Source organism: Flavobacterium sp. KKT103 (assembly GCF_055640565.1).
In genome coordinates this window covers 3,508,248-3,530,527 of record NZ_CM145766.1, presented here as the reverse complement: position 1 = coordinate 3,530,527, position 22,280 = coordinate 3,508,248, and the positions used below count along the sequence as shown (strand labels likewise).

15 protein-coding genes and 3 tRNA genes are annotated in these 22,280 nt (G+C 35.5%); 10 read left to right on the top strand and 8 right to left on the bottom strand.

The genetic code is table 11. The features are described 5' to 3' along the window. Positions 1 to 47 precede the first annotated feature (47 nt). From ACZ2G0_RS15135 to ACZ2G0_RS15120, 4 genes are all read left to right on the top strand, one after another. The gene (locus tag ACZ2G0_RS15135) at positions 48 to 533 is read left to right on the top strand and encodes an acyl-CoA carboxylase biotin carboxyl carrier protein subunit (RefSeq protein WP_470308342.1); all 486 of its coding nucleotides are present in this window, start codon (positions 48 to 50) and stop codon (positions 531 to 533) included. Positions 534 to 536: 3 nt separating this feature from the next. Next, positions 537 to 1,976, top strand: a complete 1,440-nt coding sequence (gene accC, locus ACZ2G0_RS15130) for an acetyl-CoA carboxylase biotin carboxylase subunit (protein ID WP_470308341.1) — start codon at positions 537 to 539, stop codon at positions 1,974 to 1,976. 58 nt (positions 1,977 to 2,034) lie between these two features. Beyond that, positions 2,035 to 3,576: an acyl-CoA carboxylase subunit beta gene (locus ACZ2G0_RS15125; protein WP_470308340.1), complete on the top strand. Its 1,542-nt coding sequence runs from the start codon at positions 2,035 to 2,037 to the stop codon at positions 3,574 to 3,576. Positions 3,577 to 4,251: 675 nt separating this feature from the next. Further along, on the top strand, positions 4,252 to 5,256 hold the full coding sequence (locus ACZ2G0_RS15120) for an outer membrane beta-barrel protein (protein ID WP_470308339.1): 1,005 nt from the start codon (positions 4,252 to 4,254) through the stop codon (positions 5,254 to 5,256). 182 nt (positions 5,257 to 5,438) lie between these two features. Here the strand turns inward: ACZ2G0_RS15120 and ACZ2G0_RS15115 are convergent, their stop codons facing one another. From ACZ2G0_RS15115 to ACZ2G0_RS15095, 5 genes are all read right to left on the bottom strand, one after another. Further along, positions 5,439 to 6,341 carry an N-acetylmuramoyl-L-alanine amidase gene (locus ACZ2G0_RS15115; RefSeq protein ID WP_470308338.1) on the bottom strand — a complete coding sequence of 301 codons (903 nt, stop codon included), beginning with the start codon at positions 6,339 to 6,341 and terminating at the stop codon, positions 5,439 to 5,441. Between the two features lie 32 nt (positions 6,342 to 6,373). Further along, positions 6,374 to 6,859: a hypothetical protein gene (locus tag ACZ2G0_RS15110; protein ID WP_470308337.1), complete on the bottom strand. Its 486-nt coding sequence runs from the start codon at positions 6,857 to 6,859 to the stop codon at positions 6,374 to 6,376. A 43-nt stretch (positions 6,860 to 6,902) separates the two neighbouring features. After that, a complete protein-coding gene (gene rimO, locus ACZ2G0_RS15105) occupies positions 6,903 to 8,216 on the bottom strand; it encodes a 30S ribosomal protein S12 methylthiotransferase RimO (protein ID WP_470308336.1) in 1,314 nt (437 codons plus the stop codon). A gap of 227 nt (positions 8,217 to 8,443) precedes the next feature. Continuing rightward, complete coding sequence (locus ACZ2G0_RS15100; protein ID WP_470308335.1) at positions 8,444 to 10,027, bottom strand: OmpP1/FadL family transporter; 1,584 nt, start codon at positions 10,025 to 10,027, stop codon at positions 8,444 to 8,446. 39 nt (positions 10,028 to 10,066) lie between these two features. After that, the gene (locus tag ACZ2G0_RS15095; protein WP_470308334.1) at positions 10,067 to 11,083 is read right to left on the bottom strand and encodes a hypothetical protein; all 1,017 of its coding nucleotides are present in this window, start codon (positions 11,081 to 11,083) and stop codon (positions 10,067 to 10,069) included. Positions 11,084 to 11,184: 101 nt separating this feature from the next. Between ACZ2G0_RS15095 and proS the strand changes: the two genes are divergently transcribed. The 5 genes from proS to rpsT all read left to right on the top strand — a co-directional run bounded on the left by proS (position 11,185) and on the right by rpsT (position 13,327). Next, entirely contained in the window at positions 11,185 to 12,663 is a 1,479-nt protein-coding gene (gene proS, locus ACZ2G0_RS15090; RefSeq protein ID WP_470308333.1) for a proline--tRNA ligase, read from the top strand. 77 nt (positions 12,664 to 12,740) lie between these two features. Beyond that, positions 12,741 to 12,812: transfer RNA gene (locus ACZ2G0_RS15085), tRNA-Glu, on the top strand. A gap of 45 nt (positions 12,813 to 12,857) precedes the next feature. Further along, positions 12,858 to 12,929: transfer RNA gene (locus ACZ2G0_RS15080), tRNA-Glu, on the top strand. Between the two features lie 41 nt (positions 12,930 to 12,970). Continuing rightward, positions 12,971 to 13,042: transfer RNA gene (locus tag ACZ2G0_RS15075), tRNA-Glu, on the top strand. A 33-nt stretch (positions 13,043 to 13,075) separates the two neighbouring features. Further along, entirely contained in the window at positions 13,076 to 13,327 is a 252-nt protein-coding gene (rpsT, locus tag ACZ2G0_RS15070) for a 30S ribosomal protein S20 (RefSeq protein ID WP_300288326.1), read from the top strand. Positions 13,328 to 13,412: 85 nt separating this feature from the next. On the opposite strand, the gene ACZ2G0_RS15065 is transcribed toward rpsT, so the two are convergent. Next, complete coding sequence (locus ACZ2G0_RS15065; protein WP_470308332.1) at positions 13,413 to 13,817, bottom strand: response regulator; 405 nt, start codon at positions 13,815 to 13,817, stop codon at positions 13,413 to 13,415. A 1-nt stretch (position 13,818) separates the two neighbouring features. Continuing rightward, positions 13,819 to 15,531: a PAS domain-containing protein gene (locus ACZ2G0_RS15060; RefSeq protein WP_470308331.1), complete on the bottom strand. Its 1,713-nt coding sequence runs from the start codon at positions 15,529 to 15,531 to the stop codon at positions 13,819 to 13,821. Positions 15,532 to 15,688: 157 nt separating this feature from the next. Between ACZ2G0_RS15060 and typA the strand changes: the two genes are divergently transcribed. Then, positions 15,689 to 17,485 carry a translational GTPase TypA gene (gene typA / locus ACZ2G0_RS15055; RefSeq protein ID WP_470308330.1) on the top strand — a complete coding sequence of 599 codons (1,797 nt, stop codon included), beginning with the start codon at positions 15,689 to 15,691 and terminating at the stop codon, positions 17,483 to 17,485. Between the two features lie 286 nt (positions 17,486 to 17,771). Here typA and ACZ2G0_RS15050 read toward each other — a convergent pair whose 3' ends face one another. Next, positions 17,772 to 22,235 (bottom strand): T9SS type B sorting domain-containing protein, encoded by a 4,464-nt coding sequence (locus ACZ2G0_RS15050; RefSeq protein WP_470308329.1) that lies wholly within the window; start codon positions 22,233 to 22,235, stop codon positions 17,772 to 17,774. Positions 22,236 to 22,280 lie beyond the last annotated feature (45 nt).

The window sequence follows — 22,280 nt, the reverse complement described above, 5'->3', positions numbered from 1 at the left end:
GAAAACGTTTTCTTTTCCCTATTTTTACATTTATAAAAATTACACTAATGAGTGATAACTATAAAGTAAAAGTAAACGAGTCGCTTTCCTTCGATATCAACAAGGAATCAATTTTAAAATTAGATGCAGTTCCAACAGAGGCAAACCATTTGCACATTCTGCATCAAAATAAACCTTACAAAGCCGAAATTGTTTCAGCTGATTTCAATCAAAAATACTACACGGTCAAGGTAAATAACAACACCTATACTGTTGCTATTGCCAATGATTTAGACCAACTTATCAAAGACTTAGGTTTTGAGGTAGGCCTTACTAAACAAGTCAATGCAATCAAAGCGCCCATGCCAGGTTTAATTCTAGAAATTAATGTAGAAGTAGGTCAAACTGTAAAAGAAAATGATCCTTTATTAATTCTAGAAGCGATGAAAATGGAAAATAGTTTTCTTTCGCCTCGCGATGGTGTAATCAAATCGATTGCTGCTAGCAAAGGAGACGCTGTAGATAAAGGACAATTGTTAATTGAATTCGAATAAAGGATGAAAAAGATATTAGTTGCCAATAGAGGAGAAATAGCCATTCGTGTTATGAAAACTGCCCAAAAAATGGGTATTAAAACTGTAGCGGTTTATTCCACTATTGATAGAAATGCACCGCATGTAAAATTTGCTGATGAAGCAGTTTGGATAGGAGAAGCGCCATCGAATCAGTCTTATTTATTAGGAGATAAAATAATTGAAGTAGCCAAAGAGTTGGGCGTGGATGCTATTCACCCTGGTTATGGTTTCTTAAGTGAGAATGCCGATTTTGCTGAAAAAGCAGAAAAAAATAATATCATATTTATTGGTCCAAAGTCCAAAGCGATCCATATAATGGGTAGTAAGCTTGCGGCTAAAGAAGCGGTAAAACAATATGATATCCCAATGGTTCCTGGTTTAGATCACGCGATAACCGATATTGCCGAGGCTAAGGTTGTTGCCAGTGACATTGGATTTCCTATTCTGATAAAAGCCTCTGCCGGTGGTGGTGGAAAAGGAATGCGTGTGGTTGAAAATGAAGGAGAGTTTGAGTCGCAAATGAATCGAGCGATTAGTGAAGCTTTAAATGCTTTTGGTGACGGTTCCGTTTTTATTGAAAAGTATGTAGCTTCTCCTCGTCATATCGAAATTCAAATTATGGCTGATAGCCATGGAAATATTTTGTACCTGTTCGAACGTGAATGTAGTATTCAGCGTCGTCATCAAAAGGTAGTTGAAGAAGCTCCTTCATCAGTTTTAACTCCTGAGTTGAGAAAGAGAATGGGAGAAGCAGCTGTTTTAGTTGCAAAATCATGTGATTATTTGGGAGCAGGAACGGTTGAGTTTTTGTTAGATGAAAATAATAACTTTTATTTTCTGGAAATGAATACGCGCTTGCAAGTGGAACACCCAGTAACCGAATTGATAACTGGTTTGGATTTAGTCGAAATGCAAATTAAAGTGGCAAGAGGCGAAGCGTTGACCCTGCAACAATCCGATTTGAAAATAAAAGGACATGCGATGGAATTGCGTGTTTATGCTGAAGATCCTTTAAATGACTTTTTACCGAGTGTAGGCCATTTAGATGTGTATCAATTACCAGAAGGAAAAGGAATACGCGTTGATAATGGTTTCGAGCAAGGCATGGATATTCCTATTTATTATGATCCAATGTTGGCTAAATTGATTACTTATGGCGAAACGCGTGAGGAAGCAATTGAAATTATGATTAATGCAATCGATAATTACCTTGTAGAAGGGGTGCAAACAACCTTGCCTTTTGGAAAGTATGTAATGGAACACGATGCCTTTAGGTCAGGGAATTTTGATACGCATTTTGTGAAAAAGTACTATAATGCCGCTTCTTTGCAAAAAGGAATGGAACAAGAAGCTGAAATTGCAGCTTTAGTTGCATTGCAGCGTTATTTCGAAGATCAAAAAATAGTGCGCTTGCCCAATTAACGAAGCACAGATTGTGATGTTAATAAAGGGAGCCAAGTAAGCATTAAAAAATAGTAAGATGAAAGATAAAATAGAAATATTAAACGATAAAATTGCTCAAGCTCATTTGGGTGGAGGTCAAAAAAGAATTGAAAAACAACACCAAAAAAAGAAATTAACCGCTAGAGAACGTGTTAATTATTTGATGGATGAAGGTTCATTCGAAGAAATTGGAATGTTGGTAACACACCGTACTACTGATTTTGGTATGGAGAAAGAACAATATTATGGTGATGGAGTAATTACAGGCTACGGAACCATAAACGGTCGATTAGTGTATGTTTTTGCTCAAGATTTTACTGTTTTTGGAGGAGCGCTATCCGAAACGCATGCAGAGAAAATTTGCAAAGTAATGGACATGGCTGTAAAAATGGGAGCTCCTATGATTGGGTTAAATGACTCAGGTGGTGCTCGTATTCAGGAAGGAGTTCGCTCTTTAGGAGGATATGCGGATATTTTTTATCGCAATGTTCAATCAAGTGGAGTGATTCCGCAAATCTCAGCGATCATGGGACCGTGCGCTGGTGGTGCGGTTTATTCTCCGGCTATGACTGATTTTACCATGATGGTCGAAGATACGAGTTATATGTTTGTTACAGGACCTAATGTGGTAAAAACGGTAACAAATGAAACGGTGACCTCTGAAGAATTAGGAGGCGCAAGTACGCATTCGACTAAGTCTGGTGTGGCGCATTGCACTTCGGCTAATGATATAGAATGTCTTGAAGATGTGAAACGATTGTTGAGTTATTTGCCACAAAGCAATAAAGAGACGACACAAAAGTTGCCTTACACTTTAAACGATGAGGTTAGAGAACAATTAGAAAGCATTATTCCAGATAATCCTAACAAGCCTTATGATATGCATCATGTTATTTCGGGGATTATCGACGAAGATTCTTTTTTCGAAATACATAAAAACTACGCAGAAAATATAATAGTTGGTTTTGCACGACTTGGTGGCAGAAGTATTGGTATCGTAGCCAACCAACCGATGTTTTTAGCAGGATGTCTGGATGTAAATAGTTCAATCAAAGCTGCTCGATTCACTCGTTTTTGTGATGCCTTTAATATTCCGTTACTTGTATTAGTAGATGTACCAGGGTTTTTACCGGGAACTGATCAAGAGTGGCAAGGAATTATTGTGCATGGTGCTAAATTGTTATATGCTTTGAGCGAAGCTACTGTACCAAGAGTTACGGTTATTACGCGAAAAGCGTATGGTGGAGCGTATGATGTAATGAATTCAAAACACATAGGTGCCGACATGAATTTTGCTTGGCCTACAGCCGAAATCGCTGTAATGGGTGCAAAAGGAGCATCTGAAATTATATTCAAGAAAGAAATTAGCGAAGCAGATGATCACGAAGCTAAGCTAGGAGAGAAAGAAAAAGAATATGCTGATTTGTTTGCAAATCCTTATACTGCGGCACAACGCGGATTTATTGATGAGGTAATACTGCCTCAAGATACAAGACGAAAGTTATTAAAAGCCTTTAGTATGCTTGAAAATAAAGAGACTGTAGTACCTAATAGAAAACATGGTAATATTCCGCTTTAAGAAGAGTTCTATTCTAAATGGATGACCTTTTGGAATAATTTTTTTTAATTAGATTTTTAAATCAAACGCTTAAAAGCCCGATAGTTCATCGGGCTTTTTTTTGTGCCCTACTATTGCTGTATAGCTATACCATTTTGAAAAGGCATTCCTTTCATTTTGCTTCTTTTAAAAATACCCCACAATAAGTTGGGTTTTTTTTAATTGTTATTCTCAACACCCCTACTTTTAGCAGGGGTGTTATGTTTTTATTTGTAAAATTTGGTAAAAAATAGATACAAATTACAATTTTGAAGCACATATTGTTGTTTTTTATAGGGGTTTATCGAAATTTAGTATAAGAATATTTTAAATATTAGTTCTCAAAAATAGAGAATAGTTATTTTATTAGACTGTTTTTTGGTTATCAATAATTCTGCGCTTCTATTGGTAAAAAAGCAGTTTTAAATTATTGAGCTTGGATAAAAGTTGATAAATTCGTCTCAGAAAAATAAGTATTTATTTGTCTATTTATGTCTTTTTAAAGGCTTTAAAAGTTAAAATTAACAAATTAAAATCATAGATATTTACTTTTTTATGAATATAATGTAATAATGTGCTAGTGATGAATGTTGGAATATACTTGAATAATAACACAAAATAGCGAACCAATTAACTAACTACCAAACTAAATAAATTATGAAAAAAGTACTTACATTACTAGGATTGATTTTTACCACAACTGCCGCTTTTGCACAAGATAAACCATTAGAGATTACAGGATCGGCAGATGTGTATTACAAGTATGATTTCGCCAAAACAGGAAATATTAAGACTAGCTTTGCTTCTGATCAAAATTCTATTTCTTTGGGGATGCTTGATATCGCCATAAAAAAAACAACGGGTAAAACATCTTTCGTGGGAGAAATTTCTTTTGGGCCTAGAGGACAATTTCAATCGATTCCTAATGGTGATGGAACAGATCTCAATTCTTTTCACATTCAAAATTTATATGCAACTTATGCTGCAACGGATAAATTGAGTTTTACAGCAGGGTATATGGGTACTTTTATAGGTTATGAGGTAATTTCACCGCTGTCTAACTTTCATTACTCAACTTCCTATTTATTTACAAACGGACCTTTTCAAAATGCAGGTGTGAAATTAAATTATGCAATTTCGGATAAAGTGGGTATTATGGTTGGCGCTTTTAATGATGCATGGAACTCCTACAAAGCTGATCCAATTAAAGGATTAAATGCCTTTGGAGCACAATTATCATTTGCACCTACTGAAAATATTAGTACGTATTTAAATTTTATGGATGGATCCGTTAGTGGTACAATTGTCGATTTGACCGCCAATTTTCAATTGTCTACTAAATTTAAATTAGGTTTAAATGCCGCTGATTTTTCTAATAATGGTAATGTAGGATATACGGGAGTTGCACTATATCCGGGATACAGTGTAAATGATAATTTTTCATTAGGGCTTCGTGCTGAATACTTTAAGTATAAACTAGGATCGGGTAACACTGATTTAACAGCTTTTACCTTTTCGGCAAATTTAAAAGCAGGTGGTCTTACATTTATTCCTGAGTTACGACTGGACAGCAATTCGGATAAAGTATTATTCGTAGATTCGGCTGCTTTACCAGCTACATCAGCTTCTCAAGTTTCACTTGCAATGGTATATGGATTTTAAGTGATTTTGAAGGAGCTACTTACCACATATTCAAGAACCGTTTTTTTTTTTTTTTTTTTTTAAACTGTCAAAATTCTGTAAAGGAAGTTGGCAGTTTTTTGTGCTTGTAATGCTATATATTAAATGAAAAACGTCCTGACTTTTAGGAAGACAGGACGTTTTAAATCTATTATAAACTTGTATTATATTTTTTTGTAGATATTGTAAATCATATTCACTGTCTTTTCATCAAGTGTTGGCGTAGTATCGCTTTGGATATAATGCAACTTGAACGCCTTAATAGCAGCAGATAGATTTTTAGTGTCATACCCAATGATGCGCAAAGCTAATTCAGGGTTAAAGCCTTCTGGAGTGGGTGCTAAAGTGTCATCGGCCCAAATCCCAAAACCATTTTCCGCCAAGGTTTTCCATGGAAATAATGCGCTTGGATCAGACTTTCGAGATGGAGCGATATCTGAATGCCCAATAATGTTTTGTGCTGGAATTCCATATTGTTTTTGAAGTTTACTCAGCAAAGCCATTAAACTCGTAATTTGCGTTTCTGAAAACGGTTCACTACCATTATTGTCTAGTTCAATTCCAATCGAAGAACTGTTAATGTCAGTATCGCGTCCCCACGATCCTTTGCCGGCGTGCCAAGCTCTAAGATAGTCATTAAGCATTTGAACTACTGTACCGTCGTCAGCAACGATGTAGTGAGCACTAACTTGTGTTCGGGTTAATGAAAACGTTCGAATAGTTTGCTGAAGAGAGTCTTGTGCCGTATGGTGAATGATAATAAAGTTTGGTTTTCGTAAATTAAAATTTACAGTTCCAACCCATTCCGTCTTTATTCCGTTTTGCAAATCCTTTGGATTCATTCTAGATATTGAATCCTTAAAAGTATAGAGTTGCTTGGTATAGACACTGTCAATACTTATAATTGTCTTAGTGACAATGGGTAAAGGTTCGGGTTCTTTCCTACTAATTACCTCTCTAAAAGTGTTTAATTTCGAATCGTATTCTACTTCATTGGCTTTGCGAGGCTTAGAAGCACAAGACGCTATCATTAAAGCAAGTAGGAGGTAATAATAAATTTTATTCATATTTTATTTTATCTTTTCGTCGAAAAGAATGCTTAGTTATCTCTTCTTCTTGATTTTTTCTTCTCTGGCTTCTTTCTTCCAGTTGCACCAGCAGCGATCAAGTCTTTGTATTTTAGTTTTTGATCTTCGTTCAAAAACTCATTAATTTTTCTATTGGTAGTTTCAGATAGCGCTTGTAATTCTTTCGATTTTTGCTCTTGATTAGTTTCTGCTTTCAACAAGATTCCTTGCTCTCTAATACTCTCCGTAACTACGTTAGTAATCGCTATTTCTTGTAATTGATCTAGCTCTAACTCACTTTTGATATTAACCATTATTTTGGCTACCGTTTCTTCAATTGGTATTTCACGTGGTTTAGAGGGAGTCTGATTTTGATTCATCTGACTCATTTGATTCATTCTTCCATTTCCGTACCCATTGCCATATCCGTTTCCGTACCCATTACCGTATTGAGCAGTAATTGTGTTGGAAATCAATAAAAGTAATGCTGTAATAAGAGTTGCTTGTATTTTTTTCATTTTTTTCTGTTTTAATAAAATGAAATATAAAGATATCAAAAAATTAAATCGGTTCTCCGTATAAATCAAATTCTGTTGCTTCAATAATTTTTATCATTGCAAATTCGCCTGTTTTTACGTAGTGTTTTGATGCGTCAATCAACACTTCGTTGTCCACATCTGGACTGTCAAACTCTGTTCTACCTACAAAGTGACCACCTTCTTTTCGATCAATAATGCATTTGAATACTTGACCTACTTTTTCTTGGTTTAAATCCCAAGAAATTTGTGATTGTAGTTCCATGATTTCGTTAGCACGGTCTTGTTTTACGTTGTCCGGCACATCATCTTCTAATAAATAAGCGTGTGTGTTTTCTTCATGAGAATAGGCAAAACAACCCATTCTATCAAACTTCATTTCTTGTACAAATTCTTTTAAAGTCTCAAAATCTTCTTGCGTTTCTCCGGGGTATCCTACAATCAAGGTCGTACGAATTGCCATACCTGGTACTGCAGCTCTAAAATCTTTTAACAATTGTGTTGTTTTAGCCTGTGTAGTTCCACGGCGCATGGATTTTAAAACAGAATCAGATATGTGTTGTAAAGGGATGTCAATGTAGTTACAAATTTTAGGCTCTCTTTTCATAAGCTCTAAAACATCCATTGGGAAACCAGTAGGAAAAGCATAATGCAAACGAATCCATTCAATTCCTTCTACTGCTGCTAAACCTTCAAGTAATTCGGCTAAATTTCTTTTTTTGTAAATATCTAAACCATAGTAAGTTAAATCTTGAGCGATTAGAATCAATTCTTTTACCCCATCTCTAGCCAATCCTTCTGCTTCTTTAACTAATTTTTCAATAGGTTGCGAAACGTGTTTTCCTCTCATAAGCGGAATAGCACAAAAACTACAAGGTCTATCACAACCTTCTGCAATTTTTAAATACGCATAGTTTTTAGGCGTAGTTGTCAATCGTTCACCTAGCAATTCATGTTTGTAATCAGCACCTAATGCTTTTAGCAATTGAGGCAACTCAGTAGTACCAAAAAACTGATCTACATTCGGAATTTCTTTTTCCAAGTCTGGTCTGTAACGCTCAGACAAACATCCGGTTACAAAAACTTTGTCAACAAGTCCACGCTCTTTTTTATCGGCATATTCTAAAATCATATTCACTGATTCTGCCTTAGCATTATCGATAAATCCGCAAGTGTTAATAACGATAATGTTACCTTCACTTTCAGCTGGAGCTTCATGTTCAACTTCCTTACCACTTGCACGGAGTTGACCCATTAATACTTCACTGTCGTATATGTTTTTTGAACACCCTAGAGTGATTACGTTGATTTTATTCTTTTTTAAAGACTTGGTTCTCATAGATTTGTAAATTGGAGTGCAAAATTACGCTTTTTTATTCAAACAGCGCTTGTTTCCTTTTCTTTTAGTTTCTTTTTATGGAGCTAATCCCGCTGTACGCTGCAATCTCCCTCAGGATTGCTGTGTTCCTCGCTAATCCGTCGGGAGGATTTTCGCTGCCATCGGGGCTAAAAAAAACCGTCCCAATATCGAAATACGAGACGGCTAATTGTATGTTTTTCGATCTATTACAGTTCAAATAATAAAGTGAAAGAAACAGTGTTGTTGATTGTGTTTATTTGAGCTCCATCGGTAAAGCCTTGAGAGAAAAAGGCTTGCTGCGTATTTCTTTTTGCGTAAGCATAGGACACATCTAATTTAGTTGAGCCAAAATTATAACCCAAACCTCCTGAATAACCTGTCAAATCACCTATTGTAGTATTGTTTTTGTATGGGCTTTGTTCGTATCTATAACCTCCGCGCAGACTTAAACGCTCAATTTTATATTCGGCTCCAATTCGCAATTCTGCCGCATTTTGAAGTGAGTTGCTCATTTGCGTATTCAAACTCTTAAAATAAGGGTCACTATTAGGCTTGAATTTAGTATTAGAATAGTCTTTTACTGCATAATCAACACTTAACAAACCTACTTTTCCAAAAACATAGGCTAAACTACCAGTTACTTTACTAGGTGTTTGCAGTTTATAAGGAGCGTATATATTAGTGTAATTAGGGTCAACAACATCTGAGGGTAAAGATCCTGCATTGTTGGTACTTACAGCAATTAGTCTTTGTGATAACTCATCATTTACTCTATACCAAGTAGAGGACTCGTAGGTTAGACCCGCTCGAAGTTCTTTGTTTACTTTTGCAATAGCACCTAATTGAAATGAAAATCCACTTCCGTAGGTATACAAATCATTATTAAATTGCAATCTAGTAACTTTGTAATTGGCATCAAGGGGATTCGTATTTTCCTCATAAAAAACGCTCGATTGTCTCAAGTCGATAAAATGAGAGTTTAAGTTTAAACCTATGTATAATTTATCTTTGTATGAGGTAGAACCGTTGAAAGATAATTTACCACTGTATCCTGAATTAACTACTGTATTCTCCTGATAATAATTCCCTCCTGCAGCAACGTTAGAAGTGTAAGGGGAGTTGTTATTGTTACTATTTACTGCATTGATAACATATCCTTGATATCCTAGCATAGCTTGTTGTGCGGCAAAGCCATTTAATTGCGGAAATTGGTTGTTAGGTAAATTAGTTCCCAAAAATGAATATAAGCTTCGAATAGATTCACCAGGTTCTGTGTTTACGAACCCTTGCGGAACGGGTGCTCCGTTATTTCCGGTATTAGCATAGCTCAAAAAATAATTACCAACTGATCTTGTAGGGTTTGTACCTGCTGAAAAAAGAGAGTTATTGAAATTATTAGTGTTTTCAAAGTTCAGTCCTATTGCGATTTTTTTCCAATTACTATCAGGATTTTGATTATTAAATACAAATACGCCACCAGCCTGATTCAATTCTAATGAGTTATCTTTTTCAGTAGTGTTCGTTCCAAAATAATTAGAATCATTTTTTTTAACCGAATTGCTTACCGTAAACCCCACTTGGTTATTGACAAATATAGAAGATCCGGCAGGATTTATTCCAATAGCTGATAGATCACCACCTAGTGCGCCAAATGCGCCACTCATAGCTCTAAATCGCGCTGTTCCCGTAGTATTATCTTGGGAGTACCTTAAAGCATCTTTAATTTCTTGCGACTGAACTACACCGCAAGTTAGCGCTAGTAATAAGGCAAGGGATATGTTTTTTTTCATTGTAAGTTGAATTTAGATATTTAAAAATGGGGGAGTCACTTATCTACCACCTCTTCCACCAGATGATCTTCCGCTGCTAGATCCGCCCGATGATCTTCCTCCACCAAAGTCACCTCCTGATGATCTTCCGCTATTTGAAGATGGCGTGTATGATCTAGTTGGAGCCGAGTTGTTAGTAGGGGTATATGATCTTTCTGATCTTGTATTAGTTGATCTTCCTTGAGTACTTGAATTCTGGTTATCGGATCCTCCTCTTCTAAAAATAGGGGTATTAGTTCGTGAGCTTGGATTATAGCTATTGTTTCTTGAATAAGTACCGTTGTTGTTGTTTCGGTTGTAATCGCTACGGCTTATCTGATTGTTGTAGTTATTGTTTCTTGAGCTAAATGATCTATTGGTGTTAACAGTATTGTTGATTGAACCTCTGCGACCAGCATTGTAGGAGTAATTTCTAGTGTATCCTTGTCCGCCATAAAAATTGTTGTATCCGTAAAAGGCATTATTCCATCCAAAACCACCGAATCCAAATCCGTAAGGATAGCCCCATCCAAATCCACTACCGTAAAAGGCGTTATTCCATCCAAAACCACCACCGTAAAAGCCATTGTTCCATCCAAAACCGTTATTCCAACCAAATCCATTGTTAAAATAGGGGTTGCCCCATCCATTGTAACCAAGACCCCATCCCCAATTATTACCAAAGTTATTCGAGTAAATATTGATATCAGTTTGAGTGTAATTTGATCCCCATCCACCATAGTTTCCGCCGTTTTGTCCAGCATCATTAGGATTTTGGTAATCGTTATAAGAGTCTATATCGGTAAAAATCTCTGCAGACTGATTGTCTTCCTGCAATGAACTAAAATAGTTTTCGTATCGATTGTCCGTGTTGTCTACTCGTTGTCTTTGTGGCTTTGGGTTTGCAGTGTCTCCATATATTCCGTCTCCGTAATAGGAACTATTTTGATAGGATCCACAGGACACCATCAAAACACTTAAAACGACGATTACGCTAAAAAGAGCTGTTTTTCTGGATGAAAAAGTATTTGTTTTCATATCTATTTCTTTTTTTATTGTTGCACATTACAAAAATAGTTAGTTTTGCGGAACTATTTAGTTAAAATAATTAAAACAAAATTTGTGCCAAACTATTCATTATGAGCAAGAACCTTACTACCCGATCCGAAGATTATTCAAAATGGTATAACGAACTGGTTGTTAAGGCTGATCTAGCCGAAAATTCAGGAGTTAGAGGCTGTATGGTGATCAAACCTTATGGTTACGCTATTTGGGAAAAAATGCAAGCTGAGTTAGATAGAATGTTTAAAGAAACGGGTCATCAAAACGCTTATTTCCCTCTTTTTGTTCCGAAAAGTATGTTTGAAGCAGAAGAAAAAAATGCAGAGGGATTTGCAAAGGAATGTGCTATTGTAACACATTACAGATTAAAGAACGATCCAGACAAGCCAGGGAAATTAATGGTGGATCCTAATGCTAAATTAGAGGAAGAGCTAATTGTTCGACCTACAAGTGAGGCTATCATTTGGTCTACCTATAAAGGTTGGGTACAATCGTACAGAGATTTACCATTACTTATTAATCAATGGGCAAATGTGGTTCGATGGGAAATGAGAACACGTTTATTTTTGCGTACAGCAGAATTTTTATGGCAAGAAGGCCATACCGCTCATGCTACAAGAGTGGAAGCTGTTGAGGAGTCCGAGAAAATGATGAACGTTTATGCTGATTTTGCTCAAAACTTCATGGCAATTCCAGTTGTTAAGGGGTTAAAAACCGAAACGGAGCGTTTTGCTGGAGCAGAAGAAACTTATTGTATAGAAGCGTTGATGCAAGACGGGAAAGCATTACAAGCAGGTACTTCGCACTTTTTAGGACAGAATTTTGCTAAAGCATTTGATGTTAAATTTGCAAATGCCGAAGGAAAACAAGAATATGTATGGGGAACTTCTTGGGGAGTTTCAACTCGTTTAATGGGTGCTTTAGTTATGACGCATTCAGATGATCAAGGATTGGTGTTGCCACCTAATTTAGCGCCAATACAGGTTGTGATTGTTCCTATCTACAAGACAGATGAGCAATTGTCTGAAATTGCAGCTGCTGTTTCTGTATTGACAGCTGATCTAAGAAAATTAAATGTTACGGTTAAGTTTGACGATCGTACAACTCAAAAGCCAGGATTTAAATTTGCCGAATGGGAATTGAAAGGAGTGCCGGTTCGTATAGCTGTAGGTCCTAAAGATTTAGAAAACGGAACTTTTGAAGTAGCGAGAAGAGATACGTTAACGAAAGAAGTTAAGCCTAAAGAAGGTATTGCAACCTATATTAAAGAGCTGTTAGAACAAATTCAGAATGATTTGTTTAATAAAGCATTGGAATATAGAAATACACACATTACTGAGGTTGCAGATTTTGAAGAATTTAAAGAAGTTTTGAATAATAAAGGTGGTTTTGTTTCCGCTCACTGGGATGGAACAGCAGCTACAGAAGAGAAGATAAAAGATTTGACTAAGGCTACCATTCGTTGTATTCCTTTAGACGCGAAAGAAGAGGAGGGAACTTGTGTGCTTACAGGTGCTAAATCTACGAAGAGAGTATTGTTTGCTAAGGCTTATTAAATTTTTTTATTTTTTTTAGTTTAGGTATTGCACTTCTCGAAAATAGTTGTATTTTTGCATCCGCAATACAGAAGCAGGGCCCGTTCGTCTATCGGTTAGGACGCATGGTTTTCATCCATGTAAGAGCGGTTCGATTCCGCTACGGGCTACTATTTTTATTGTATTGCAGTGTTCCTTAACTTTAAAAGGAAAATGGCCCGTTCGTCTATCGGTTAGGACGCATGGTTTTCATCCATGTAAGAGCGGTTCGATTCCGCTACGGGCTACTACTTCAATCCTTGGATTGATAAAAACTTAGAGGAATGATGGTCCGTTCGTCTAGGGGTTAGGACGCCAAGATTTCGTCTTGGTAACAGGGGTTCGATTCCCTTACGGACTACTAAAAATTAGTAAAAGATAAAAATATAATAAAATGGCAAATCATAAGTCAGCTCTAAAGAGAATCAGAAGTAACGAAAAGAGAAGAGTATTAAACAGATACCAACACAAAACTACTCGTAATGCTATCAAAGCTTTAAGAATAGCTACTGATAAGGTAGATGCTACTGCAAAATTGTCAAATGTTATCTCAATGATTGACAAACTAGCTAAGAAAAATATCATTCATGATAACAAGGCGTCAAACCTAAAATCTAAATTAACTAAATTTGTTGCTACTCTATAGTCAACTTCTTTAGAATCATATAATAAAAAACCTCTTAGAAATAAGAGGTTTTTTTGGTTTTGTACCTTTTTTTGAGGTTATCCTTTTATTGCATCTTAGAACTCAAATATTCAAGCATATTTACGCTTATAGGTTTCGATAAGAAATCTAAAACCATAGGGTAGGTTTGTGATTTTTCTAAATCCTGAGGGTCTATTGTTGATGTTAGTACTACTACTTTTATATCATGAAATTTATGATAGCTTGGAGCGTTAAAAGCATCTAGGAATTCCCAACCACCCATGACTGGCATGTTAAGGTCTAGAAAAATTAACTTCGGTAAATCGATTGTATTCAAGTCAGTATTTTGTAAGTCGTCAAAATATTGCAATGCTTTTTCTCCGTTTTGAGCAGTAATTATTTCGTTTGAAAACTTAGTTTTAGCTACTACTTTTTTACAAAGCATCAGCGTTATAGGATCATCATCAATACATAAGATTCGATCTAACATGTTATTTATTTTTAAAAGTTAACGTAAAAGTGGTTCCTTTATTGACCTCACTTTGAATGCTTATACTACCTCCCATGGCTTCTACTTGTGATTTTACAAGATACAGTCCTAGTCCTTTACTGTCAGGGTAATCATGGAATCGTTGATAGAGTCCAAATACTTTTTCTTTATTTCTTTTTAAGTCGATACCAATTCCGTTGTCAGAAATGGTGATTATAGTGTTGTCTTTTAGTTGAATTGCTTCAATTGCAATGGTCAATGTTTTGTTTTCTGACTTGTATTTAAGAGCGTTAGTTAGTAGGTTTGATAGTATGCTTTCTAAGTAGGTTTTATTTATTAAAAGAGACGGTACAGTTTCAAGTTTAATTGATAATACAGGTTGGCTCGTTTCTATTTGAAAGCTAAGTTGTTTACATACGTTTTCGAATGATTCTGTAATGTTAACTGCTTCTTTTTGCACAGATGTTCTATCTTTTATGATCATCACCTTTGTTAAATCGTTTATCGTTTCGTTTAACAAGTTTGTTGATTTTTTAAAACCTTCTAATATTTCGGCTAATTCGATATCATCAATCATGATGTCTTCAATCAATAATAATAGTCCGGTTAGATTGGATATAGGTGCTCGTAGGTTGTGCGATGTGATGTAAGAAAATTGTTTTAGGTCCTTGTTGTTTTGAGTCAGTTCGCTAATTAATTGTTCTTTTTCCTTTTCTTGTCTTTTTTCCTCTGAAACGTCTTTTTGCATCGAAACCCAATGGGTAAGCTCGTTTTCACTATTGTAAATAGGGATCATAGAAAAACGCAGCCAAAATTGTTCCCCGTTTTCACGAATAGAGATGGTTTCAATTAGAGTTTCAGTTTTGTTTTGAATCGCATGAAGCATTTTTCGTTTTGCGCTGTAGTTGGCTTTTTGGCCTTGAAATAAGTCTGGTGTTTGTCCAAGTACTTCGTATGCAGTAAATCCTGTCATGGATGTGAATGCCGGGTTTACGTAAACAATTTTTGGAAATTTTTGATTACTTGTTTCTGCTTCTGTAATCATAATCGATTCCTTTGTTTGGACGATTACAGTTTCTAATAGTTTAAGTCTTAGTTCTTCTTCCTTTTGCTTGGTTATATCTTGGATAGCTCCAATCATTCTAACTGCTTTGCCGTCTTCGTCCTTTAATAAGAATCCTCTATCGAGTACGTATTTATAAGTGTTGTCAGCGCATCTAAAACGATATTCATCCTGCCATTTTTCTGTTTTTTGTTCAATAAAGGAATAGAGTTTAATAGACATTTTGATGCTGTCTTCGGGATGAATATTTTCAAACCACCAATTGGATCCAATACCAATTTTTTTTGGGTCGTACCCATAAACTGCATTAATACCTTTGCTCCAAATCATTTCGTCTTCTTGGATTTTCCAATCCCAAATAGTGTCACTTGTTGCTTTGGCAACAATGTCGTATTTTTCGTTAGACTCCTTAATGTCTCTATTGGTTTGTTCTAGTTTATTAAAAAAATCATTATTCCTAGCTTCGTTTTTGCTAAAAATGTATTTGAAGAGTAGTGCGGTTGAAATAACGAATAATATATCTTTACAGAAGTTTAAAGTGGGGTACTTCGTTGTTAATGAGAAGTGTACTTCAATTTTATGAAAAATCACAACCACAAACAATGCTGCCAATAAGTAGATTACAATGATTTGGGTAGTTTTATTTTTCATTACTCAAATATAATTAAATATTGTTAATATCAAATGATAGCAATCAACTTATTTTGGCACTATATATATGTCTAAAAGGTTAATAATAGGTAAAGTATTCGTGAAACGTTTTTTATATGAAAATAAAGTGTACCTTTGCAGCCATTAAAAATCACAGATGGAATCTATTAGAAACATTGCAATTATTGCCCACGTCGATCACGGTAAAACAACTTTGGTTGATAAAATTATGTATCACTGTCAGTTATTTCGTGACAACGAAAACACAGGTGATCTAATCCTTGATAACAACGATTTAGAGCGTGAAAGAGGTATTACCATTACTTCTAAGAATGTTTCTGTTCAGTATAAAGGAACAAAAATTAATATTATTGATACTCCTGGTCACGCCGATTTTGGTGGTGAGGTAGAGCGTGTATTAAATATGGCTGATGGAGTATGTCTTTTAGTAGATGCTTTTGAAGGTCCAATGCCACAAACACGTTTTGTATTGCAAAAAGCAATTGATCTAGGTTTGAAACCTTGCGTTGTTATCAATAAAGTAGATAAAGAAAACTGTACTCCTGAAGAAGTTCACGAAAAAGTTTTTGACTTAATGTTTGAATTAGGTGCGAAAGAATGGCAATTGGATTTCCCAACTGTTTACGGTTCGGCTAAAAATAACTGGATGTCTGACCATTGGGAAAACGTAACTGATAATGTTGAAGCATTATTAGATATGGTTATCGAAAATGTACCAGCTCCTAAAGTTTCTGAAGGAACTCCACAAATGTTGATTACATCTTTAGATTTCTCAGCATTTACAGGTCGTATCGCTATTGGTCGTCTTGAAAGAGGTGTTTTGAAAGAAGGAATGCCAATTTCACTAGTAAAAAGAGATGGTACTGTAACTAAATCTCGTATTAAAGAACTTCATACATTTGAAGGTCTTGGACGTAAAAAAGTTACAGAAGTAATCGCTGGAGATATTTGTGCTATTATTGGAGTAGAAGGATTTGAAATTGGTGATACAATTGCGGATCATGAAAACCCAGAAGGTTTAGCATCTATTGCAATTGATGAGCCAACGATGAGTATGTTGTTTACGATTAACGATTCTCCTTTCTTTGGAAAAGAGGGTAAATTTGTAACATCTCGTCATATTCGTGAAAGATTAACTAAAGAGTTAGAGAAAAATTTAGCCATGAAAATGGGTGAAACGGACTCAGCTGATAAATTCATGGTTTTTGGTCGTGGTGTACTTCACTTATCAGTTCTTATTGAAACAATGAGAAGAGAAGGGTATGAGTTACAAATCGGTCAACCACAAGTTATTATCAAAGAAATTGATGGTAAAAAATGTGAGCCAATTGAAGAGTTAACAATCGATTTACCAGAAACACTTTCAGGTAGAGCTGTAGAGTTTGTAACTATGCGTAAAGGTGAAATGTTAAGCATGGAAACTAAAGGAGAACGTATGATTGTGAAATTCAATATTCCATCTCGTGGAATCATTGGATTGCGTAATCAGTTACTTACTGCAACTGCTGGTGAGGCAATTATGTCACACCGTTTCATTGGATATGAGCCTTTCAAAGGAGAAATTGCTGGACGTAACAAAGGTTCATTAATTTCTATGGAAAAAGGAAAAGCAATTCCTTACTCTATCGATAAATTACAAGATCGTGGTAAGTTTTTCGTTGAACCAAATACTGAAATTTATGAAGGTCAAGTAATTGGTGAGAATTCTCGTGCTGATGATATGTGTGTTAACGTAACCAAAGAGAAAAAGCAATCTAACGTACGTTCATCAGGAAATGATGATAAAGCAAGAATTATTCCTCCAATCATTTTCTCTTTAGAAGAAGCTTTAGAGTACATTCAAAAAGATGAATATGTAGAGGTTACGCCTAAGTCTATTCGTTTAAGAAAGATTTACTTAACTGAAACTGATAGAAAAAGATTTAAATTCTAATATTTAAGTTTTATATATAAAAGCCATTCTCACGAATGGCTTTTTTTATGGTCTATTACTACAGTAGTAATTAACTGCATACTCATGCGGATGTGGTTGCAAATAAGGGAGAGTAATTTAAGTTACGATTTGCTCATGTAACTATTGCAAGTGTTGTTTATTGTTACCTAATCTTTATGGGATTGTTACTTGGTGTTCAATGTTTTTCGGCATAAAAAATGCCCCATTAAGTTTGTAACTTGATGGGGTATTTTTTTTAAAATTAGTCTTTATCTTTAATTTGAGTTTATCTTTTTAGTGCGAAATGTCCTTTTGCCTCACGGCCATCTTCCAATTTGACGGTGTACCAGTAGTCATCTGCAGGTAATGGGCGATTGTTAAATGTACCATCCCATCCTGGACCAGCTGGATTTAATTGGTTTAATAATTTACCGTATCGGTCAAATATATAAATGATTGCTTTGGAATTAAATATTGCGTTGGCACCTTTTAATTTCCAAAAATCATTAAAACCATCTCCATTAGGCGTAAAGAATTTAGGTAGTCCTAAAATGGCAACTGATTTAGTAACTGTTCCGCAGCCGTTTTTATCTCTAACAAATACATCGTGTATTCCAGGAGTTACGTTATCGAAAAAATTAGAATTTTGGTAAAAACCAAATTCATCGTCTAAAGAGTATTCATAGTCTCCTTGGCCTGTAACTGTTATGGTAATAGTATTATTATCTGCTAGCTCTTCAACTTGTACATCGGTAATTAATGCTTTGTCTGAAGCTACAACGTTTATTGTTCTAGTTCTGCTACAACTTCCCCCTGCGGATGTTACCGTTACTGTATATTCACCTTCGGCATTAACGTCTAATGTTGGTCCTGTTTGACCATTGATTACTGCGCTGTTCTTTGTCCATACATAAGTATAATTGCTAGTAGGGCTTCCGTCTTGTATGCCTGCATCAAGTTGAACAAAAAAGGAAGGTAAATTAGAACAAACTAATTGATCGTCTTCATGATCATCGTTGGTGTCAATATCTGGTTTCGAGTTGACCACCAGCCTTATATGTGGTCCTAATCCGTAGCAAGCATTGTCTTGATTGCTATCTACTCGTACCCAAATTATTTGTTGATTTGGAGAATTCGTATTTCGATAGCTTGCTGGATTGGGTATCTTGTTTAATTCGGCTAATGCGTCCGCTTCATTCTCGTAATACGTAATTGTATATAGAGAACTAGGACTAGGCAACAGACCCAAGATTTCGGTATTTATGGCACTAAAATCAAATGTTGAAACGCCATCTTTATCATCATTTGCTGCATCAATATAATCATCACATAAGGCGATTGTTCTGCTAAAAGAGGCTGGTATCTGGGTTGTGGAAACTACTAATTTTAGTTCAGCTACGCTTGTACATTTGTTACTATTTTCTACTCTTGCCCATACCGTACTGTTGCCAGTGGTGTAACTGAGTGGATTGTTTATTAAAAAAGTACTATTATTTGCATTTGCTCCTGCCAATGATGTAAAATAAGTGAACTTCATAGCAGTAAAGTCAGGTGTGATTGTACTGTTTTTTTCGGTTAAATTAAAGTTGGAGATTCCGTCAGTGTCATCATCACATTGTACTAATGTAACTGGCGAATTTAAAATTGGTAATGTGTATACTGTGAGTGTAGCAGGATTTGAAGTCAATCCGCAAGTATTTCCAACCTTGCTTAAGGCTGCGCGGTATTTGTAACCATTCATAGCGTTGCTAATACTATTTATTTGTAAAGTAGCTGTAGTAGCACCAGTATATGTTGCGTTATTTACAATCGAGTTCCAATTTGTTCCATCTATTGAAACCTGCCATTGATAAGCTGTTATTGCATTTGTAGTAATACTAAAAGTTGCTTGATTAAGATTACATTCGAATTGATCTTTTGGTTGGTCATTTATTACTATCAGTGCTGCAGTAATATAGTTGTTGTTAGGAGTTGTATAGCCATCAATTCCACTTGTTACAAGTCCGTTATTATTTACGGTAATTGGATTATTTCCTAGTATACCATCATTATTGTTGTCAGTAAAGCCTGCTTCAGTAACATCGAAACAAGTATCAGCATCGCTATCTAAATCTATATAATTATACCAATTATCACTATCTGTATTTACAACTGTATAGTTTATTTTACCTGATTCAGGGCTAGTTTCTAAGCTATTGGAAAGTCCGTTTGCGCCAAAACTTGCTGCTAGGCCATCAATACGTCCGTCAGCATTAGTATCGATTGCTGAACTACCGGATTCTTTCAAATCATAAATTCCGTCGTTATCACTATCTAGATCTAAATAATCTTTGTGTGTATCGGCATCAGTATCAATAGGAATGAGTCCGGGTTCAAATGCATTATCCAATCCATCTTTATTGGTGTCAACGCCCGAATATTTTTTTAGTTCATTTCCTTGAGCTTCAATGGTATCAGGAATTCCATCGTTATCACTATCTAAATCTAGTAAATTTGGTATTCCATCACCATCGGTATCAACTAATTGATAATAATCTATTTGAAAAGTAGCTCTGTTAGCAATGGTTTCGGATAGATTTTTATGTGTTACTGTTACAGCATCAGTCAAATACGATTGGAATTTGAACGTTCCTGCGCCAGGAGCTAAGGCAACCGTACTGTTTAGTCGAAAGCGAATTTCAAATGAAGAGAATTCCTTTACCCCTGTTTCATATTGACCGTCATAATTAGTATCAATTAAAAGTTGACCGTTAGGGTCTGTTACAGTAATTGTTCTATTAGAGGGTACTTTAATGATAAAATCGCCATCACTTTTTAAATAATCTGCTGCAGGAGTATTTTGGCTTGCATTATCTTGACCAATATAATTGAAGGAGATGGAGTAGGGTTGGTTAAAATTTAAAGTGTAGCTACTGCTGTTAGTAATCCCTGCTGGTACTTCTGTCACAAAACCGTATGAAGGTTTTCCTGTGATTGTCCCTGTTCCTGTCTGCGCTCCTGAAAACTCTGTCCCAAGGAAAGGGTTGGATTGATTGAGTTGAATTTTGCTAGACTCTTCCGTATTGAGCAACCCATCATTGTCTAAATCGATATCGATATTGTTATTTGTTCCATCATTGTCAGTATCCTCTGCACATGTACTTACCGGAATCTTATCCGAAAAAATAGGAACAGTGCTTGGACAATTTACGATACTTCCTTGTACTTGGTAATAGCCTGGTTGAGTAGGTGTATACTGATTTGTAATTGCTCCCGGTATCGCTACATCATTAAAATACCACTGAAAAGTATCATAGGAGGACAGCGTACTAATTTTTAATTTGACATTTGGAATACAGGCTGAGTTTGCTACCGTAATTTTATCCATTACGATTTCAGGTTTGGTATCGAAGCCAGAATAATATCCACCATAAGTCGCATTATTATTCGTTCCAAAATAAGAAACATACACTTGTCGGGTAGATTTGACTGCAATGTTTCCTGACAAATTACTTACAGTGTAGCGCACAAAACCAGGGTTTCCTTTTACTGGTTCTGGAGTACTACTAATTGCATTATTGTTTATAGATACCGTTGCTCCTGCCTCAGTGACGATATTTAAACTTCCAGTATAGGATGTGCTTCCAATGGTTTGAATAAACGGAATATTGTCTACGATATTAGGAGTTGAACAGTTCAAGGGCGGAACAAAAAATAAATTTTGGTTTGCAGGACTGTCGGTTCCTGCAATACTTTGGTAAGCAGAAACATTTTTAGTCGTTCTTACATACAAATTTTTATCAGTAAATTTACTACCATCGATGTCAGCAAATTCTCCTTTATTTAATGTTTTAAATAGGGTGGTTCCATCTAAATATACTTCAGTATTGTCTTCACTGGCAATTAATTGAACACGCTCAATTTCGTCAGTACCAATACCTTTTACAAAAATATACTCTTTACCTGTTTTTTCTAATGGCACAATTTGGTCAAAACCAATATCTCTACCTATTCCTTGACCTGTATTACTAACTAATGTACTATTACTTCCTCCAAATGAGCCAGAATTTACCACGACAGGCTTATCAGATTCCACAAGGGCACCAATCATTTTTGAACTATTAGAAGGGGAGCTTGCAGAATTTTCTAAAGCTAAAACATAGCTTTCATTTTTATTAAGGGTAACTGTGATGTCCCCTGTTGTTACGACTCCGTTAGTTAAAACGGTTCCTACGGGGATGTTGGAAATTGTGATTTTAGTACTGTTTTCTGTGGCTAAAATGGAAGCAAAATTTAATAAACTACTATCATTAAGTGGATTTAGCATGGCGCCTAATCGGAAATTCTTACCAAGTGCACTATTTCCTTTGGAAACTAGTCCTCCAGCATGTGCATAGGTACTGCTGACAGCACTAAAGGCAGCATTTAAACGAACACTAACGTAAATCAGATCTTCAGCCTCTACAATAAATCCTTTTTTGGTTACTATGCCAATATTGGTTTTTGGAGTAATTAAGGTTGTGTTATTACCTTGCCCAATAGGAAAAGCAATAGGAGAGGTATTAGAAACTGTTCCACTTGAAATTGTAATCCCATTACTTGTAATTATATAATTAACATTGGTAACGGTTGGTGTTGAGATGTATAAATATTGGTCAGCTACTCCTATGTTATTCGAGCAACTCAACGGTGGTATGTAATGCGTTTTGCTAAATTGACTAAAAACAGAAAACGTAGCAAAAAGAAAGAATAATAATGTAATTTTTTTCATGGGCTAAAAATATAAAAATATTTTCTATCTCTTATCCCAAAATAG

Coding starts and splice junctions, on each gene's coding strand:
- ACZ2G0_RS15135 (WP_470308342.1), top strand. CDS start 48: ATGAGTGATAACTATAAAGTAAAAGTAAACGAGTCGCTTTCCTTCGAT.
- accC (WP_470308341.1), top strand. CDS start 537: ATGAAAAAGATATTAGTTGCCAATAGAGGAGAAATAGCCATTCGTGTT.
- ACZ2G0_RS15125 (WP_470308340.1), top strand. CDS start 2,035: ATGAAAGATAAAATAGAAATATTAAACGATAAAATTGCTCAAGCTCAT.
- ACZ2G0_RS15120 (WP_470308339.1), top strand. CDS start 4,252: ATGAAAAAAGTACTTACATTACTAGGATTGATTTTTACCACAACTGCC.
- ACZ2G0_RS15115 (WP_470308338.1), bottom strand. CDS start 6,341: ATGAATAAAATTTATTATTACCTCCTACTTGCTTTAATGATAGCGTCT.
- ACZ2G0_RS15110 (WP_470308337.1), bottom strand. CDS start 6,859: ATGAAAAAAATACAAGCAACTCTTATTACAGCATTACTTTTATTGATT.
- rimO (WP_470308336.1), bottom strand. CDS start 8,216: ATGAGAACCAAGTCTTTAAAAAAGAATAAAATCAACGTAATCACTCTA.
- ACZ2G0_RS15100 (WP_470308335.1), bottom strand. CDS start 10,027: ATGAAAAAAAACATATCCCTTGCCTTATTACTAGCGCTAACTTGCGGT.
- ACZ2G0_RS15095 (WP_470308334.1), bottom strand. CDS start 11,083: ATGAAAACAAATACTTTTTCATCCAGAAAAACAGCTCTTTTTAGCGTA.
- proS (WP_470308333.1), top strand. CDS start 11,185: ATGAGCAAGAACCTTACTACCCGATCCGAAGATTATTCAAAATGGTAT.
- rpsT (WP_300288326.1), top strand. CDS start 13,076: ATGGCAAATCATAAGTCAGCTCTAAAGAGAATCAGAAGTAACGAAAAG.
- ACZ2G0_RS15065 (WP_470308332.1), bottom strand. CDS start 13,817: ATGTTAGATCGAATCTTATGTATTGATGATGATCCTATAACGCTGATG.
- ACZ2G0_RS15060 (WP_470308331.1), bottom strand. CDS start 15,531: ATGAAAAATAAAACTACCCAAATCATTGTAATCTACTTATTGGCAGCA.
- typA (WP_470308330.1), top strand. CDS start 15,689: ATGGAATCTATTAGAAACATTGCAATTATTGCCCACGTCGATCACGGT.
- ACZ2G0_RS15050 (WP_470308329.1), bottom strand. CDS start 22,235: ATGAAAAAAATTACATTATTATTCTTTCTTTTTGCTACGTTTTCTGTT.